The following is a 15,794-nucleotide window of genomic DNA, read 5'->3' as shown; positions in this document are numbered from 1 at the left end:
CATGGATGTGATCTGGATCACCAACTCCTCTGCCAGGGAGGGTGGTTGAGCATCGGCCTCCATGGGCGCTGTCCGCGCCAGGGCAACGTGTCGGTGACCGCAGGTCCTCGAATCCACGGGAGCATCCATGGCCACACCCGAGAACGTTCCGACCAGCCCGGCCCCGCGCGGGCGGGTCAGGCTCCGCCGGGCCGCACTGATGGCGATACCGGCCTGCGTGGCCGGCGGCGTCCTGATGACCCTGTCCGCCCAGGGAGTGCTCGCCTCCCAGTTCGCCATCTCCGGCATGGCCTTCACGGTCACCGCGGACGAGCTGAACGGCAACGGCTTCGAGCAGTTCGGCGGCCTCGACAACATGATCCCCAACAGCCCGAACGCCGGCAGCACCGGCGGCCAGGTGGTCGTCGCGGTCTCCGCCATCAAGGATGCCACCCTCACCAACCTCTGCCAGAGCGTGAACCTCGGCGGCACCAATCTGCTGATCCGGGCCGGCAACGCGGGCACCCCGGTGACGGCGAGCAACCTCACCACCGACTCCGACCTGCTCTCCGGCGACGCGTCCTTCAGCAACATCCAGATCGGCGGCGATGCCAGCACCTTCACGGAGGCCGGCGTGGCCGGCCCGGCGGGCGTCTTCGGGCAGCAGGCGGACACCGTGGACATCAAGAACCTGCGCCAGGACAACTACGCCACCACGGCCGCGTCCTTCAAACTCCCCGGCCTCCAGCTGAGCTTCAGCGACACGGGCTGCTGACCATGACCGACGCCGCCGCCCCCGACCCCGAGCTCACCCCCACCCCCGAGCCGGAGGCGGCGGCGCCCCCCACCGCCCCGCTGCGGTCCTTCTCCACCTGGCGAGGCCAACGCCCCTTCTGGGGCGGCCTGCTGGTCACCCTCGCCGGCGCCGAGATCCTCTTCACCGAGAAGGCGCCGCTCCCGGTCGTCCTGCACATCGGCATGCTCGGCCTGGCCGGCTACCTGGTCCCCGCCATCCTGCTGCTCTGCGGCCTGCTGATTCTCTTCAACCCGGCCCAGCGCATCTTCTACTCCATCCTCTCCGTCCTCCTCACCCTGGGCACCTGGGTCACCTCCAACCTGGGCGGCTTCCTGCTGGGCCTCTTCCTCGGCCTGATCGGCAGCACCCTCGCCTTCGGCTGGCTCCCCGCCCAACCCGCCCGCCGCAAACTCCGCGACCGCCACCGCAACAGCTCGGCGACTGCTGCGTAGACGCACGCCAAGAGGGCCGCCCACCCGGGCGGCCCTCGCATTCCCCGAGAGTGCGACGGACCGTGGGGCAGCGCATACTTGACAGGGGCTGACGATCATTGTTCAGGTGAGTGACAATGCTGAATGTAGTATGGGAAGCATTCGCAAAGCAGGCTTCGCAGCCGGACACCCTGTCCATCGCAAGGACAGTCGTGGCGAAGCAGGGCTACACCATTTGGCTGGCACAGGACAATTTCAACGTCATCGGCGGGCACACGACTGGTGCGACCACCGACGTAGTTGTCAGCGTTTCCTGTGTTCCCGTGGGTGCAGGGAGTGGCATTCAAGCTGGCAGCTGGGTCTGCGTCAGCGCATATTCGCCAGATGAACCCACCGCCAAAACAGCATGCGACACCGTCCATCAGCAAATACTCTCCACGGTGTCATTCGACTAACCCTGAACCGAACCAGCCACCAAACACCACCTCGTCGGATCGAGCTCCATCAGCCACTGCGCAAGGTGCCTCGCCTGTCTATGTCCTGCGGGTGTCGGCCCCTCTCGTGGATCCGGCGCAGCGCCAGAAGTCGGCCTGGCCGACTTCTGGCAGCGAGATGAGGTCACGCGTCGCGAACGCCGTGCGGCAGCTGAGCATCACGGGTGTGCCGGTGGTCAGTTGGAGACGTTCTTTAACGGTTTAGCCAACCCCCACCCCGGCGGCCTGCGCTCCACCCCCAAAAGTCGACCCACCCGACTTTGCCTCCAAGCTCCCGGCTACGACACAAGCACGCAGAGGCCGACCACGATGATCACGCCGGCCGCGAGCGCTATGGCACCTCCCACCACCCGCTGAACCTCGGGCGTCGCAGGCGGAACCACCACCCAGCGCACCACCCTCGGCACGCGCGCCCGGAGCGCCATCTGCCGCGAGTACCGACGGGTCACCACACCGCGGAAATCATGCCGCACATCGTCAGGCAGCCCGATCGCCTACGTCAAGGCACACCCGGCCACCGCCGGCCCAACCCCCACCGTCAGGCCGCGACTGCGAGGTAGTCCTCCAGCTGCCGGATTCGGGTGTAGGAGTCCGGGTGTGAGGCGAGCAGTCGGTCGGCCAGTCTCGGGCGGGTGGCGCGCTTTCCGTTGGATGATCGGTGTGCGCGCTCGGCGCTGGCCTCCTCAGCACGTCGGAAGGCGTGCAGGACGTCGAGCATCGCCGGGGCGAAGCCGAGCTCCGCGGCCAGCCGGTCGGCCCGCAGCTCGGCGCGTCGTCCGACCGCGGCCACCAGGTACGGCGTGACGAAGACCAGGAGCACTGGTGGGAAACTCGTCGCCACGGTGATCAGCACCGCGCTGCAGAGCAGCGCGATCACCAGGACACCCAGCACCGAGAAGGCCGCGACGACCTGCAGCAGGACCGCGGTCACCCGCCGCAGCAGCTGCCACGTGACCCGCCCCGGTAGGGAGTACCAGTAGCCCAGCAGGCCGGCCCAGGCGTGGCCGCCTTTATGGTGGCCGAGCTCATGGGCCAGCACCGCGGCAAGTTGGACCGGTGGCAGTTCGTTGAGCGAGTACCGGGTGACCGCGACGATGTGCCCGGCCGCAGCGAAGGCGTTGAGGCCGCCGCTCTCCTCGATCCACAGCTCGTAGCCGGAACCGTCGATACCTGCCCTGGTGGTGACCTCCTGCCAGATCGGCTCCAGGCGGTCGCGCTCGGCTCGTAGCGGGAGCCGGACATGGAACAGGTATCTGGCCAGGAAGCGTTCGGTGGGCCGGTGGAAGACCAGTGCCCCGCTGGTGAGCCAGAGCCCGATCATCAGGTATCCGAGCATGGTCGGCAGTGCCTGGGAGAGCAGTGCGACGACGATCAGGCTTCCGGTGAACTGCGGCAGTTGGAGCAGGATCTCCCCGACGGCTGTGGCATCCGCTCCGCGTTGGCGCGCAGCGAGATGGATCCGGCCGGTGTGGAAGGAGAGGCCGGGCGGCGGCGGTGCCGATCGCTGGGGCGGGACCGTGGCGGAGTCGGGTGCAGGCACGCTCGGCCGGGGCGGCGGGGCGCTCGGGTAGGGCGGTGGCGCGCTAGGGTACGGCGGAGGTGTGGTGGGGTAGCGGGGTTCTGCGGAGTCGCTCAAGGCGATGTCCTTCGCGGGCGTGTTCGGACGGCTGGCGCACTGCGGCTCAGCCGATGAGCAGGGCGGTGGGAAGCAGCAGCAGACCCAGAGCGAAGGAGAGGACCCCGATCCGGACCCACCAGTGCTTGCGGGAGACGATGGCGCTGGTGTCGGTGAGCGCGATCACGATTCCCTCGTACTGTGTCTCCTCGGTTGCGGCCAGGGCGTTGGCGAGCGAACCGAGTTCGGCAGCCCGGTGGATGTCGCCGAAGTAGGCCAACGGCCGGCCGGGGGTCCAGCTGCTGCGGTCGTAGCGCGGCAGGACCGCGAGCAGGAGTGCGAGCAACGAGAGGATCAGCGCGCCGCCGCCGGCCAGCAGCAGGGCGAGCCCTGGGCCTGACCTGATGTGCGGTCCGCCGGAGCTGTTGACCAGCGGGCCGCTGAACGCCCCGGTGGCCAGGCCAAGCGCGGCGACCAGCACGGCGGCCTTGCTGTCGGCTCGGGCGATCTCGGTGCGTAGCTCGGCGAGCAGTCGGGTGCCGGCGAGCTCTCCGGGGGGCTGTGGTGAGTTGGGCTGTGGTGCGCCGGGGGAGGCGGACGCCGCAGTCACCTGACGGCCGGTCATCCTAGTTCCGTGCTGGCGCTCAGCTGCGGGGCCCCGGAGCCACCGGTCTCCCGCCGCAGGATGCTGGTCAGCGCCTCCAATGCGGCCCGGGCCGGCTCCTCCAGTTGGAACTGCTCGAAGTGGCTGGTCTCCAGCAGCTTCTCGACGAGCGCGATCTGGTTGCGGACCAGGTCCTGCTGCTCACCGCGGAGGTGTTCGAGGGCCATCGGCAGGTCGTCCGGGTGCTCGGCCAACCGCAGCGCCCACGCGGACACGCCGCCCTGATCCAGGTGGTACTGGTAGAACTTGGCTTTCTGGGAAATGAGTTCGGCCTGCTCCTGGGCCATTCGCAGGGCGTCGGCGTGTGCCTCGCGGGCGTACCGGTAGTCCCGTCGAAGCTGCCGTTGCACCTTGGCCCGCTCGTCCAGGTCGAGGTGCACGGTGCAGCCGACGTACAGGCCCTCGCCGAGGGCGATCGGCTCGGCCGCCAGTGCCTGCTGGACAGCGGGCTCCGCCAGATGACTGAGGTCCACCGCGAACTGCCGGGCGGTGGTACGCATCAGACGCCGGATCCGGGGTGTGATCAGGGCCGGTACGTCCCGCAGGCCGCTGCTGACCACCCGGTCGGCGGCCGTCACCTGCCAGCTCACCTCGACGTCCACGCGGAACGCGCCCTCGTCGTCGCGGCTGGGGAGCAGCTCAGTGAGGGTGAAGTGGTGGATCCCTGTGTCGACTTCGAACATCGCTCGATAGCGACGGCCGGCCAACTCGCCGCGGGTCGGCCGCAGTGGCGGAGCGTACACCTGGTACGACCCCTTCGCGGTGGCGAAGACCAGCGCGCAGTCGGCCCGGCCGCCCGGTCGCCCGCCGAGTGAGCCGAAGCCGCTGAGCTGGCGGACCGTCAGAACGGGGTCGACGATGTCGCTGCTGCGGCTGGCCACTTGGTTCCACTCGACCTCGTGGTGGGACTCTGGCATGGCAGTTGCTCCTTGCACGTGGGAGAAGGATCACGGGGTGCCGACGGCGGCGAGCATCCGGTCGACCGCGCTCGGCTCGGCGGCTGCCGAACCCCGCAGGGTGCGCAGCAGGTGGTTGAGCCGCCGTCGATCGTGCTCGGTCAGGGATAGCGAACCCAGCAGGCCGCTGAGCTGCTCCTCGATCTCCGGGTCGGCCTGGGCGGCATGGAGCCACCTCCGCAGAGCCCGCAGGGCGGCCGATCCGAGGGCGCGATCGGCGAGTGCGGTGCGCCAGAGCGTCGCGAGCCGCGGCCGGATCGCCAACAGCGGATCCGGGCCGGGCAGTTCGGTCACCGATACCGCTTCGCCCGGGGCTGCCGTGGGGCTGACGGAGTACCAACGCAGGAGCAACGGCCAGCCGAGCGGGTCGTCCTGGTCGCCGTCCGTGCGGCGGGCCGCGGACAGGAAGGCGGCCAGGGCCACCTGCCTGAGCTGCGGCACGTCGGTGGTCCATTCCGTCAGTGCGACCAGCGTGGTGGGTCCGGCGGGCGAGAGCAGCAGCAGTTCGATCGCCTCGACCAGGCCGGTGGCCTGGAAGCTGGCCGGCTGGTCCGGGAGTCGGGTAGGGTCGGCGGCTTCGATCGTTGCGGTCAGGTCGGTGAGTTCGTCCGCGTCGAGCCTTCCGGCGGCCACCCTCATGGCCTCCAGGCTCTGCTCCGGTAGCAGGTGCCCGAGCAGCGCGTAGCCGCGCACGGCCGTCCAGCGGCGGTGCGGATCGTCGTCCCCGCACCAGTCGTGGAGGATGCGCGGCACTGCGGCGGTGCCCGCGTAGTAGGCGAGCGCGAGGCTGTTGGCGGCTTGCAGGCAGAGGCGGAAGTCCTTGGCGCCGGACCACGGACCGAGCAGGCGCCCCATGGCGGAGGAGAGGTCGACCGAGGCGAGCAGCGCCGTGGTCGAGGCGGCCCGGGTGCGAACCAGCGGCCGCGGGTCGGCCGCGAGATCGTGCAGCCAGGCGATGACGGCGGGGCGGGCCGAAGGATGGCTGGTCCAGACTTCACGGAACAGCGTGTGCGGGGTCCGCGGGTCGACGAAGGCGGCCATCCGCTGGGGGACGGGACCCCAGGGGGTCTGCTCGTTCTCCTGGTACTGCTGGGCTCGCGCCAGCGCCAGGCGCTCCTCGATGGAGCCGCCGAAAGGCGGGATCCCCTCTTTTCTGCCCGGCGCCTCGATTGCCTCCAGTCGCCGGAAGAGCTGGTCCGACAACTCGGCGGTGAGCGCGTACGGCGCCTGATGGAAGACGCTCAGAGCCAGCAGGAAGGACTTCTCCCGCAGCTTGATGTCCGGGGCGCCGAACCACCGCCCGACCTGTTCCCGAACTGCGGCTTGCCCGAACGCCGACAGCGCCGTCAGGTCGCTGTGGCCCGCCGCGTATTCGGCCAGCGGCCCGGCGAAGTCCGCGATCTCCCGGACCGGGCGGTCCTTGGCGAGGAACTCCGCGACTGGTTCCAGTTGGAGGAGCTCGGCGATGCCGTCCGCCGCAGTGTCCGCGAGCCGAGGCATCAGGTGCGCGGTGAGGACGGCCACAGGATCGGGGGCCGTCCAATGTACGGAGCGGATGTCGGCGGGGACGGGGTGTTCGGCGATGGTGATGACCAGCTTGCTGCGGAGCCGGGTCAGCGCCTCCCGAATCTGCAGCAGGTGCAGCGGGGTCAGCGGACGGCTGCGCGGGGTGGCGAGGTCGCTGAGCAGATAGCCGTCTGCCGGTTCGACGCCCTTGAGCAGCGAGGCGGGGCTGACCTCCGGGCTGAGGGCCCGGATCCGTCTGGCGCCCAAGCGGTGGAGCAGCATCAGACCGGCTGCCCGGCGCCCGGTGTCCTGGCCGCCGCGTAGGATCAGCAGGTGTGAGCTTCGGAGCTCGGCCAGCGCGATGGCGAACTCCGGTCCGTCCTGGAAGACCGCGGCCAAGGCGGTCAGTTCGTCGGCCGGGACCTCACCAGACTCGTGCAGCGGGCTCCCGAACGCAGCGCCGAGCTGGTAGATCGTGGTTTTCTGGCCGGTCACCACGTCGCCGTGGACCTGGCCGCCGGAGACGGTGTGCTGATCGCCGTGGATCAGGCTGCCGCCGAACCGCGGTGCGCCGCCGGCGAAGAACGAGCCCTGACTGGTGAAACTCTCGGGGGCGTGCTCGAACAGCTCCTGCGCCGCGTCCCAAGCGTTCTGCGGTGGCTCGGTCGGCGCCTGCGGGGCCTCCTGGCCGGTCTCTTCCTCCTCGCTCGCGGTCGCCTGCTCGGGCTCGGGCCCGGTCGGATCCGCAGCTGCCTCCTTGGCGGCAGGACTCGTCACCGGGCGCCGCCGCGACCGATGTTGACGTCGCCGTGGACGTGGCCCCCGGAGACGATGTGCTGGTCCCCGTTGACCAGGCTACCGCCGAACGACGGCGAGCCGCCGAGGAAGTAGGTCCCGATGGGGGCCTGTTGCGAGGAGTCGGACGGCTCGGCGGGGTTCGAGGTGACTCCGGGGCCTGGGGCCGCTGCTCCAGCCACGGCGGCCGGATTGCCGTGCAGCCACGCGGTCAGCTCGCCTTCCTTGCCAGCTACGGTGATGCGCTGGAACTCGGCTCCGGGTACTCCGTGCGGACTGTGCCGCACGATGCCCTGGTAGACCGCGTCCGACACACAGAGCACGCTCTGCGCGGTGCGCTCCTTGAGGGCGCTGCGCAGCACGTCCGAGTTCAGCAAGCGGAACGCCTGGTTGAGGTCCCAGCCGACTGCTCCGCCCAGAGCGCCGCCGAGTTCCTGGATCGCGACCTCCCCGGCGGCCAGCACGATGCGCAGCCTGACCTGCGCGCTATTGGCAGCAAGCCGGTTGTTGCTGTGCAGCAGGGCCGGAGTCTCGGTGAGCAGGGCACGCAGCAACCGGACCTTCGACACGGTGGGACTGATCAGCACCATCACCGAGTCACCGCGGTCCTCCAATCGCTGCTCCAGTTGCTCGATGCCCGCGTGTTGCAGCGTCTCCTGGAGGATCGCGTAGAGCATCCGGCGCATGAACGCCTGCTCGACGTCGTCACGTTGCCCGAAGCGCTCGATGTCCAGCAGCAAGATGGTGCGGTTGACCGGCTCAGTCATGACTGCCTCTCGGTTGTCCGTAGGCAGCAGCTTGTCGCCGGGCGGACGGTTGGCGTGAGGGCGGATGACACACCTGGTGTGTGACTGTGTGCACAGAAGTCAGTGGATCCGGCTCAGGACGTCTGGGCGGGCGATGACAAGGCAGCGGCGGCGGGTGATCACCGCGCCGCGCTCGCGCAGTTCCTTGAGCAGCCGGGCGACAGCTTCACGGGACGCGCCCACCGATCCCGCCAGCTCCTGCTGGCTGAGCGGCACGGAGATCATGATGCCTTCGTCGGTCGGATTGCCGTGGCTGCGGGCGAGTTCGAGCAGCAGTCCGCAGAGCCGCTGGCGAACGGTGAGCGCGGCGAAGTCGAGCCGCCGGCGATCCGCGGCGCGCAGCCGGTCGGTCCCCAGGGCCAGCAACTGCAGGGCCACGTTGGGCTTTTGCTGCAGGTAGTCGGTGAAATGCTGGCGGTCGATGGCGACGGCGTCGACGAGTTCGAGTGCGGTCACCGTGGCTGCTCTCGGGCGCCCGGTGAGCGCCGCCGACTCACCGACGATGTCGCCTGGGCCGCGCAGTGCGAGCAGGGCCTCGTAACCGTTGGCCGCGGCGGCCGTGACCTTCATCCAACCTTGCAGGATCAGGATGATGTGGTCGGAGGGTTCCTCCTGCCGCATGACCACGGATCTCGCTGGATAGGAGATGCGGCGGCCCAGCGAGAGCAGGGTGCTGCGATCCTCCCGCTCCAGTCGGGCGAGGAACGGCACCCGGTCGTCGAGGTTGCGGTCCGCAGGGCTCTGCTGTCGTTCTGTTGCCGGGCCAGGTAGGCCGGCGGGCACGGTGATCATTGGTGGAAGTCCCCCGAGGTCCGTCCTGAACGCTGAACTGAGCGCGATCAGTCAACCTACTCCTACGCTCGGGCACGGTCAGGCCCTTGGCGCCCTTTGTGAGCGAATGGAGTGTCATGAATCGCTCGGGTGAGTGAACCTGAATTCCTTGGGGTGGGAGGGGATCAGGGTGCGGGTCCGAGGAATTCCAGGAGGTTGCCGGCGGGGTCCTGGCTGTAGAGGCGTCGGGTTGGGGGCAGGGTGTCGGGGGGCAGGCGGAGGGCCTCCTCGCGGGGCTGGGGGTCCGCTGGCGGATGCAGATCAGCGACGCCTCCCCGACCGCGGCACCTCGCGACCTCGCCCGGCGGCACCACGCCGACCTGATCGGCGCTATTCAGCTCTGGCCCTGTGCTTGGCGCTGGTCCACGCGCTCGGCGATGATCGAGAAGAACCGCGCAGGGTCCTCGAACGGCAGACCGTGGCCGCCGGGAACCTGGAGGTAGTCGGCCTGGTGGATCGCGGCGGCCAGTTCGCGCTGGTGGCGCGTCGGGATGATCTGATCGTCGGTGCTCGCCAGCACGAGTGTGGGCGCGGTGATCCGGCCCACCGCGTCACGTAGGTCGATTCGGCTGTCGAGTTCTATCTGCCCGAGGATTCGCTCATCCAGCATGGCTGTGAAACCTGCGGTCAGTTCGGCGAACTGCGCGTCGTCGAGGGTGTCGAGGAGACCGGGCCCCATCGCGGTGAGGATCAACTGGCCGGCCAGTAGGGCTGGGTCGGTACGCAGCAGGCGCGCCCACAGGTCGAACATGAACGCCTCGCGCGGGGTCGTCCTGACCCATCCGGCGTGCAGGACGAGCGAGGTCACGGCCGCAGGGTGCCGGGCGGCCATGGCCGTGGCGACGGCGGCGCCCAGTGAGTGACCGACCAGGTGAAACCGTTCCAGTCCAGCGGCCTGGGCGGTGGCGACGACCCGGTCGGCGAGTGCGTCCAGGTCGGTCGGTGCCGGGTCGACAGGGGTGGCGCCGGCGCCGGGCAGGTTCGGGGCGACGACGGTGTACCGGTCACGCATCGCGTCGATGAGAGCGCCCCAGTTCGAGGTCGCGTCAGCGCCAGTGCCGTGGATCAGGACCAGGCCCGGGCCGGCCCCGGCGACGACGTGATCAAGCGGTTCAGGGTCGGCCAAGGGGTGCCTCCATGAGTGAGTGCTGAGTGAGTGCTGAGCGATGGAGAAAAGGTAGCAGAACTCTGGCATGTATCAGTACTCTGCCATAAGCCAGGGTTCGAGCTGGTGACGTACGATCGGCCTCATGGAGATGCCGGTCACCGAACGCCTCGGGCTGCACATCAAGCGGGTGGAGCAGGAGCTGATGGCGGCCAAGCACGCCGCGCTCCGGCCGCTCGGGTTGACGGTTCCGCAGTACGTCGCGCTGTACACGCTCGATGACCAGCCGGGACTCTCCGCCGCCGCGCTCGCCCGCGCCTGCCTGGTCACCCCGCAGACCATCGCCACCGTGCTCGCCAACCTGGAGGCGAAGGGGCTGATCACCCGCCAGCCGCATCCCTGGCATCGCAAGGTGGTCGAGGTGCGCCTCACCGACGACGGACGCCGACTACTCGCGCAGGCCGACACGAAGGCCGTCGCCATCGAGCGGCGGATCGCTGACGGCTTCAGCCCCCAGGAACACGCTCTGCTGATCGACCTGCTGGCCCGCGCATCGAGTCAACTGACCCTCGAGCCCTAGAGGCCACTCACCGCACCCGCTGCTCACCCGGCTTCGGGCAGATGGGTGGAGTCCTGGTCCTGATCGGGAGCGGGGGTCGGCACGAAGATGCTCAGCCGGTAGGTGGTCGGCTGGATCAGGCGCCCACAGAACCTGTCCACCCGCGCGGCAGTCCAGTCGATCTGCTGGTCCATTGCTCGCAGATGGTGGACATGAGCGCGCCACTTCGACTCGTCCTGGGTCTCGAAGAGCACTTCCCAGCGGCCCGCTTCGGGCGCGAAGCGAGCAGCCGCTGCTGCATACGGTCCTGCCGCTGACGCTTTCCCTTCCGCTGCCCTGGCATCGGCTCAGCGTCGCTGGCTTCCACCGTCGCCGCAAGGGCGGAAGGGGGCGGCCCAGAGAAAGCTTTCGTCGAAGTGTCGAAGTGGGGGGGGGGGGGGGGAGTGCGGGGGCTCGTCGTACATGCGGCGCAGGTGCGACCAGGTACGCGAGGACGTCCAGCGTCGGCATGGCCGACTTCTGGCGCGTGGTCTGACGAACGAGCAGTTCCTCGGGCGGATTGCCGAGAGCTGCCGACGCCGATGGACCGGCCTTACGGCTGAGCGCTGGCGCGCTCAGCGAGGGCCTTGAGCTCCTGCGGAGCCTTGCGTCCGGCAATGAGGAGAAGTTCGCGGATGGCGTTCCGTGCCGCAGTGTGGCTGTGGACGGCTTCGGGCGCCAGTTCCTCTGCCTTGAGTAGGCAGGCGAGTGCTTCTGTGCTCTGGCGGCGCTGGGCGTATGCGCGCCCGAGGTCCATGAGTAGCCGCGCTTGGCGCTCCACCGACAGGGTGGAGGCGTCGATTTGGGCGCCGATGTCGATGGCTTCGCCGGCGTCGCCGAGTTCGACCGCGATGGACACCGCCTGGATCTCGACGTTGGTGGGCCCGAACTCCAGGTCGAAGTCCTGCCGGTCCTCGCCCAGTTGCCGGCCGACAGCTCGCGCCCGTTCCATCTCGGCCCGGGCCCGCGACCGGTCGCCTGCTCGCGCGTGGACGAGCGCGAGCACCAGGTGCAGTGAGCCGAGCAGGGAAAGGTGTTCGGGATCGGAAGTGGCGTGGTTCTGTAGGGCGGCGATCGCCGTTGTCGCGGTGTGCTCGGCCTGGTCCAGGCGCTTGAGGCGGACGAAGGCATGGGCGAGCCGGAAGATTCCGGCGAATGCCTCCATTGGGTAGCCCGCCTGCTCGGCGGCTCGGATCGCCCGATCCGCCGCTAGCCAGGAGGCGTCCGGCTCGTCCTGACGCGCGAAGGCAGCGGACAGCGCTTGGTAGGCCCGGCTGAGGAGGAGCCAGATTTCGGGGGCCTGGGCGGGAGGAACGGTGCGGGCTGCGCGCTCCAGACCGGGAACCAACTGGCTTAGCGAAGCGCTGAGTTCGGCGAACTTGTTACCGTGAGTGAGCCCCCAGAGCCGGTCGACTGCCGCTCGGAGCTCTGGCAGGTCGATCGAGGCGCCTGTGGGGTGGCCGGCGAGTAGGAGCTCGGGGGCCGGGTGACCGGAGAGCACGAGCCGTGCCTGGTCCAGGTCGTTCGCTTTCGGTGGTGCCGCAGGGAGGGGGGCGAGTGCCGAGGCGTCCGGGCGAAGGGTCTCCAGGGAGACGCAGAGCCCATCGGCCAGCAACCGGAGGACATCGAGGCGGTTGACCGGCTGCACTCCGCGCTCGACCTGGGACAACCAGCTCGCCGTGCGGCCGATGACGGCGGCCAACTCTTCCTGCTTCAGGCCGCGTTGCTTGCGCAGCTCGGCGATGTGGCTGCCGAAGGCGCGCCGTTCTTCAGAGGTACTCACGGAAGTGCTGGACCCTTCCCGGTCTCGACCTGGAGGAAGGTGACATGGAGGCCGGCGAGGTACTGCTCTCGCTCGGCCAGGAAGTGCAGGGTGTGCGGCTGCTGCTCGTGGGCGTCGAAGGCGGCCCGATCGGCGTAGAGCTCGTAGAAGACCCGGACGTTCGGCTCCTCCGGCACGGAGTGGACGACGTACGCGAGCGTGCCCGACTCGTGCTCCCGGATGGCGGGGACCGTGCGGGACACCAGGTCGTCGAAGCCGGCTGCCGCACGGTCGTCACGGAGCTCGAAGCGCACGACCAGGCCGAAACCGCTGCTCATGGAACCTCCCTCGTAGGCGGGCCCCAGTCTTTCAGAAGCGCAGAAGTACTGCTAGTCGCAGAGTTTCTTGAGTCGCAGAATAACTGCGCCTAGGATGAGATTGCTACCGAGAGGGGCGCCACTGCGACGGTGAGTGGCGGCCTCGCCGTGCTCAGCAGGAGGAAGCGATGTCCGAGCTGCCAGAACGACAAGGTGTTGTGCCCTACATCGCGACGTGGAGCGCTGAGCGTCGTACCCGGCCTGATCTCGTGGCGCTGCCAGGGCGAGGGCTCGCCTATCGGGATGAGATCCCGCACGACCGCGATGTGGACGGCATCCTGTGGGCTCGGATGGCGCTTCAACCAGGGCGAGGGAGACCGGAGTTCGGCCGTGTGCATCCTGGGCGGCAGTGCCGTGCGATGCGCAGGCTGTTGTGTCAGGTCTGCGGCGAACCGGCTGACTGCAACGCTGACGGCGGAGTCCCGTGGTTGCTGCGCGATGATCGGGGTGACTGGCCGGGGTGGCCGAAGGGCATGGCCGCGACTCATCCGCCGATCTGTTTGGGCTGCACTCAAATCTCGGTGCGGCTGTGTCCGCATCTGAGAGATGGGTTCGTCGTCGTCCGAGTGAAGGACAGTGCGACGCGCGGCGTGTACGGCAGTCTCTGTCGACCGGGGCCGGTGGGGCCGCGGGCCGTGGGGGAGATCATCGCCACGGTTGAGGATCCGCAGGCTCGATGGGTCCTGGCGGCGCAGATGGTGCGGATCCTTCGGGGGTGCAGCTTGGTCGATCTTGAACGCGGAGTATCGGGGGAGTTCGGGGCATCGATGAGGCCGGCGGCCTGATGATCCCGTGAGGCATTAGGGGGGAATCCTGCCCGATATCGGGCAGGATTGTTGGGGGATCGCGGGGGGTCGGCCTAGGGTTTCGTCCTGTGCCTACCTCTTCACCGCCCCCGTACGGGGATCTGCTCGCTCACCTGACTCGGACCAGTGCGCTGGGGCCGGGGGAGGCGGCGAGGGTGGTGGCGGAGGTGCTGGCGTACTTCTCGGAGAGTGCGACCGAGTACGTCCAGCGTCGGCATGGCGAACTTCAGGCGCGCGGCCTGACCAACGAGCAGATCTTCGGCCGGATCGCCGAGGAGCTGCCGGCGCGCCGGGTCGCTGCGCCGGAGCTCTCGCTCCGGCAGCTGCGTCGCATTGTGTACGGCTGAGAGATACGGCTGAGAGAGCCGAGAAACCCCACCCTTAGGAGTCTGTCCAGTATGTGCGGAATCGTCGCCTATATCGGTCCCAAGGACGCCACCCCGTTCCTCCTGGAGGGCCTGCAACGCCTGGAGTACCGCGGGTACGACTCCGCGGGCGTGGCCGTCACGGGGAAAGCGGCGGGCCTCAAGGTGCGTAAGACCAAGGGGCGGGTCGCCGACCTCGCCGCCGCCGTGCCCGCGCGCTTCAAGGGGTCGACCGGGATCGGGCACACCCGGTGGGCCACCCACGGCGAGCCGAGCGACGCCAACGCGCACCCGCACCTGGACAACGCCGAGCGGTTCGCGGTCGTGCACAACGGGATCATCGAGAACGCCGACCAGCTGCGTGAGCGGCTGACCGCCGAAGGCGCGGTGTTCAAGTCCGAGACCGACACCGAGGTGCTGGTGCACCTGGTCGCCGCCCACGCGGCGGAGGGCACCGACCTGGAGGAGGCGGTCCGCTCCGCGCTCAAGCTGGTGGTCGGCACGTACGGCATCGCGGTGCTGGACGCCGAGCAGCCCGACCGGATCGTGGTGGCCCGCAACGGCAGCCCGATCGTGCTGGGCATCGGCGAGAAGGAGATGTTCGTCGCCTCCGATGTCGCCGCGCTGGTCCGCTACACCCGCCAGGTGGTGCACCTGGAGGATGGCGAGCTGGCCACCGTCCGGGCCGAGGGCTTCCGCACCTTCACCGAGGACGCGCGTCCGACGAACCGTCAGCCGTCCATCGTGGACTGGGAGATCGACTCCTATGACACCGCCGGGCACTCGCACTTCCTCGGCAAGGAGATCCACGAGCAGCCCGCCGCCGTGGAGCGCACGCTCAGCGGACGGCTGGACGAGCGGTTCGCCACCGCGCACCTGGGCGGCCTCAACCTGGACGCCCGCGAGCTGCGCGACATCCGCCGGGTGAAGATCATCGGTTGCGGATCGGCCTACTACGCGGGCCAGATGGGCGCGCAGCTGATCGAGGAGCTGGCCCGGATCCCCGCCGACAGCGAGCCGGCCTCCGAGTTCCGCTACCGCAACCCGGTGATCGAGGCGGACACCCTCTACGTCGCGGTCAGCCAGTCCGGCGAGACCTACGACACGCTGGCCGCCGTCCAGGAGATCAAGCGCAAGGGGGGCCGGGTGCTGGGTGTGGTCAACACCGTCGGCAGTGCCATCGCGCGCGCCTGCGACGGCGGGATCTACCTGCACGCGGGCCCGGAGATCTCGGTCGCCTCGACCAAGGCGTTCACCTCCACTGTGGTTGCCTTCGCGCTGCTCGCCCTGCACTTCGGACGGATCCACGACCTCTCGCCGGCCGACGGGCGGCGGATCGTGGACGGCCTCAAGGCGCTGCCCGGCCAGATCCGCGAGATCCTGGAGCAGGAGAAGCAGATCGCCGAGCTGGCGGCCGAGTACGCGCAGTGCCAGGGCATGATGTTCATCGGCCGGGTGCGCGGCTACCCGGTGGCCCGCGAGGGTGCGCAGAAGCTCAAGGAAATCAGCTACGTGCACGCCGAGGCGTACCCGGCGAGTGAGCTCAAGCACGGTCCGCTGGCCCTGATCAGCCCCGAACTCCCCACCGTGGCACTGGTTCCGGACGACGAGCTGCTCGACAAGAACCTCACCACCCTCGGCGAGATCCGCGCCCGGGCCGGGCGCGTGCTGGCGGTCGGCCACCGCGTCCACGACCCCAAGCTCGCCAACCACTGCATCGTGGTCCCCAAGAACGAGCCCGAGCTGGACCCGCTGCTGCTCAACATCCCGCTCCAGCTCTTCTCCTACCACGCCGCGGTGGCCCTGGAGCGCGACGTCGACAAGCCCCGCAACCTCGCCAAGAGCGTCACCGTCGAGTAGCTCGCCAACCGCTGAGGGGTTTCTGCCGCGGAGGGCGGCAGAAACCCC

16 protein-coding genes are annotated in these 15,794 nt (G+C 69.3%); 6 read left to right on the top strand and 10 right to left on the bottom strand.

Annotated elements, in window-relative coordinates; genetic code table 11:
- Positions 1-127: 127 nt before the first annotated feature.
- The 3 genes from P3T34_RS09605 to P3T34_RS09595 all read left to right on the top strand — a co-directional run bounded on the left by P3T34_RS09605 (position 128) and on the right by P3T34_RS09595 (position 1,661).
- Complete coding sequence (locus P3T34_RS09605; RefSeq protein WP_280665585.1) at positions 128-754, top strand: DUF6230 family protein; 627 nt, start codon at positions 128-130, stop codon at positions 752-754.
- Between the two features lie 2 nt (positions 755-756).
- Complete coding sequence (locus P3T34_RS09600) at positions 757-1,227, top strand: DUF6114 domain-containing protein (protein ID WP_280665584.1); 471 nt, start codon at positions 757-759, stop codon at positions 1,225-1,227.
- A gap of 116 nt (positions 1,228-1,343) precedes the next feature.
- Entirely contained in the window at positions 1,344-1,661 is a 318-nt protein-coding gene (locus P3T34_RS09595) for a hypothetical protein (RefSeq protein ID WP_280665583.1), read from the top strand.
- 577 nt (positions 1,662-2,238) lie between these two features.
- On the opposite strand, the gene P3T34_RS09590 is transcribed toward P3T34_RS09595, so the two are convergent.
- The 7 genes from P3T34_RS09590 to P3T34_RS09560 form a co-directional block, all read right to left on the bottom strand.
- Complete coding sequence (locus P3T34_RS09590) at positions 2,239-3,336, bottom strand: M48 family metalloprotease (protein WP_280665582.1); 1,098 nt, start codon at positions 3,334-3,336, stop codon at positions 2,239-2,241.
- 46 nt (positions 3,337-3,382) lie between these two features.
- Entirely contained in the window at positions 3,383-3,940 is a 558-nt protein-coding gene (locus P3T34_RS09585) for a Pycsar system effector family protein (protein ID WP_280665581.1), read from the bottom strand.
- Positions 3,937-4,896, bottom strand: coding sequence for a PE-PGRS family protein (locus P3T34_RS09580; RefSeq protein ID WP_280665580.1), 960 nt, complete (start codon positions 4,894-4,896; stop codon positions 3,937-3,939). The genes P3T34_RS09585 and P3T34_RS09580 overlap by 4 nt, the downstream gene beginning before the upstream one ends.
- A gap of 30 nt (positions 4,897-4,926) precedes the next feature.
- Positions 4,927-7,218 carry a hypothetical protein gene (locus tag P3T34_RS09575; RefSeq protein ID WP_280665579.1) on the bottom strand — a complete coding sequence of 764 codons (2,292 nt, stop codon included), beginning with the start codon at positions 7,216-7,218 and terminating at the stop codon, positions 4,927-4,929.
- The gene (locus tag P3T34_RS09570) at positions 7,215-8,003 is read right to left on the bottom strand and encodes a hypothetical protein (RefSeq protein ID WP_280665578.1); all 789 of its coding nucleotides are present in this window, start codon (positions 8,001-8,003) and stop codon (positions 7,215-7,217) included. Before P3T34_RS09570 ends, P3T34_RS09575 begins: the two co-directional genes overlap by 4 nt.
- Before the next feature lie 99 nt (positions 8,004-8,102).
- Positions 8,103-8,834 (bottom strand): Crp/Fnr family transcriptional regulator, encoded by a 732-nt coding sequence (locus P3T34_RS09565; protein WP_280665577.1) that lies wholly within the window; start codon positions 8,832-8,834, stop codon positions 8,103-8,105.
- Positions 8,835-9,207: 373 nt separating this feature from the next.
- A complete protein-coding gene (locus P3T34_RS09560) occupies positions 9,208-9,999 on the bottom strand; it encodes an alpha/beta fold hydrolase (RefSeq protein WP_280665576.1) in 792 nt (263 codons plus the stop codon).
- A 124-nt stretch (positions 10,000-10,123) separates the two neighbouring features.
- Between P3T34_RS09560 and P3T34_RS09555 the strand changes: the two genes are divergently transcribed.
- Positions 10,124-10,558, top strand: coding sequence for a MarR family transcriptional regulator (locus P3T34_RS09555; RefSeq protein WP_280665575.1), 435 nt, complete (start codon positions 10,124-10,126; stop codon positions 10,556-10,558).
- A gap of 23 nt (positions 10,559-10,581) precedes the next feature.
- On the opposite strand, the gene P3T34_RS09550 is transcribed toward P3T34_RS09555, so the two are convergent.
- The 3 genes from P3T34_RS09550 to P3T34_RS09540 all read right to left on the bottom strand — a co-directional run bounded on the left by P3T34_RS09550 (position 10,582) and on the right by P3T34_RS09540 (position 12,676).
- Positions 10,582-10,731: a hypothetical protein gene (locus P3T34_RS09550; RefSeq protein WP_280665574.1), complete on the bottom strand. Its 150-nt coding sequence runs from the start codon at positions 10,729-10,731 to the stop codon at positions 10,582-10,584.
- A gap of 398 nt (positions 10,732-11,129) precedes the next feature.
- Positions 11,130-12,359 carry a transcriptional regulator gene (locus P3T34_RS09545; protein WP_280665573.1) on the bottom strand — a complete coding sequence of 410 codons (1,230 nt, stop codon included), beginning with the start codon at positions 12,357-12,359 and terminating at the stop codon, positions 11,130-11,132.
- The gene (locus P3T34_RS09540; RefSeq protein WP_280665572.1) at positions 12,356-12,676 is read right to left on the bottom strand and encodes an antibiotic biosynthesis monooxygenase; all 321 of its coding nucleotides are present in this window, start codon (positions 12,674-12,676) and stop codon (positions 12,356-12,358) included. The genes P3T34_RS09545 and P3T34_RS09540 overlap by 4 nt, the downstream gene beginning before the upstream one ends.
- Positions 12,677-13,589: 913 nt before the next feature.
- Between P3T34_RS09540 and P3T34_RS09535 the strand changes: the two genes are divergently transcribed.
- Together P3T34_RS09535 and glmS are read left to right on the top strand one after the other, a co-directional pair.
- Positions 13,590-13,868, top strand: a complete 279-nt coding sequence (locus tag P3T34_RS09535; RefSeq protein ID WP_280665571.1) for a hypothetical protein — start codon at positions 13,590-13,592, stop codon at positions 13,866-13,868.
- A 51-nt stretch (positions 13,869-13,919) separates the two neighbouring features.
- Entirely contained in the window at positions 13,920-15,746 is a 1,827-nt protein-coding gene (gene glmS, locus P3T34_RS09530) for a glutamine--fructose-6-phosphate transaminase (isomerizing) (protein WP_280665570.1), read from the top strand.
- Positions 15,747-15,794: the final 48 nt, after the last annotated feature.

Origin of the sequence: Kitasatospora sp. MAP12-44 (assembly GCF_029892095.1) — a bacterium.
GTDB lineage: Bacteria > Actinomycetota > Actinomycetes > Streptomycetales > Streptomycetaceae > Kitasatospora.
The sequence above is the reverse complement of the archived record's forward strand: the minus strand, read 5'-3'. Positions and strand labels throughout refer to the sequence as shown.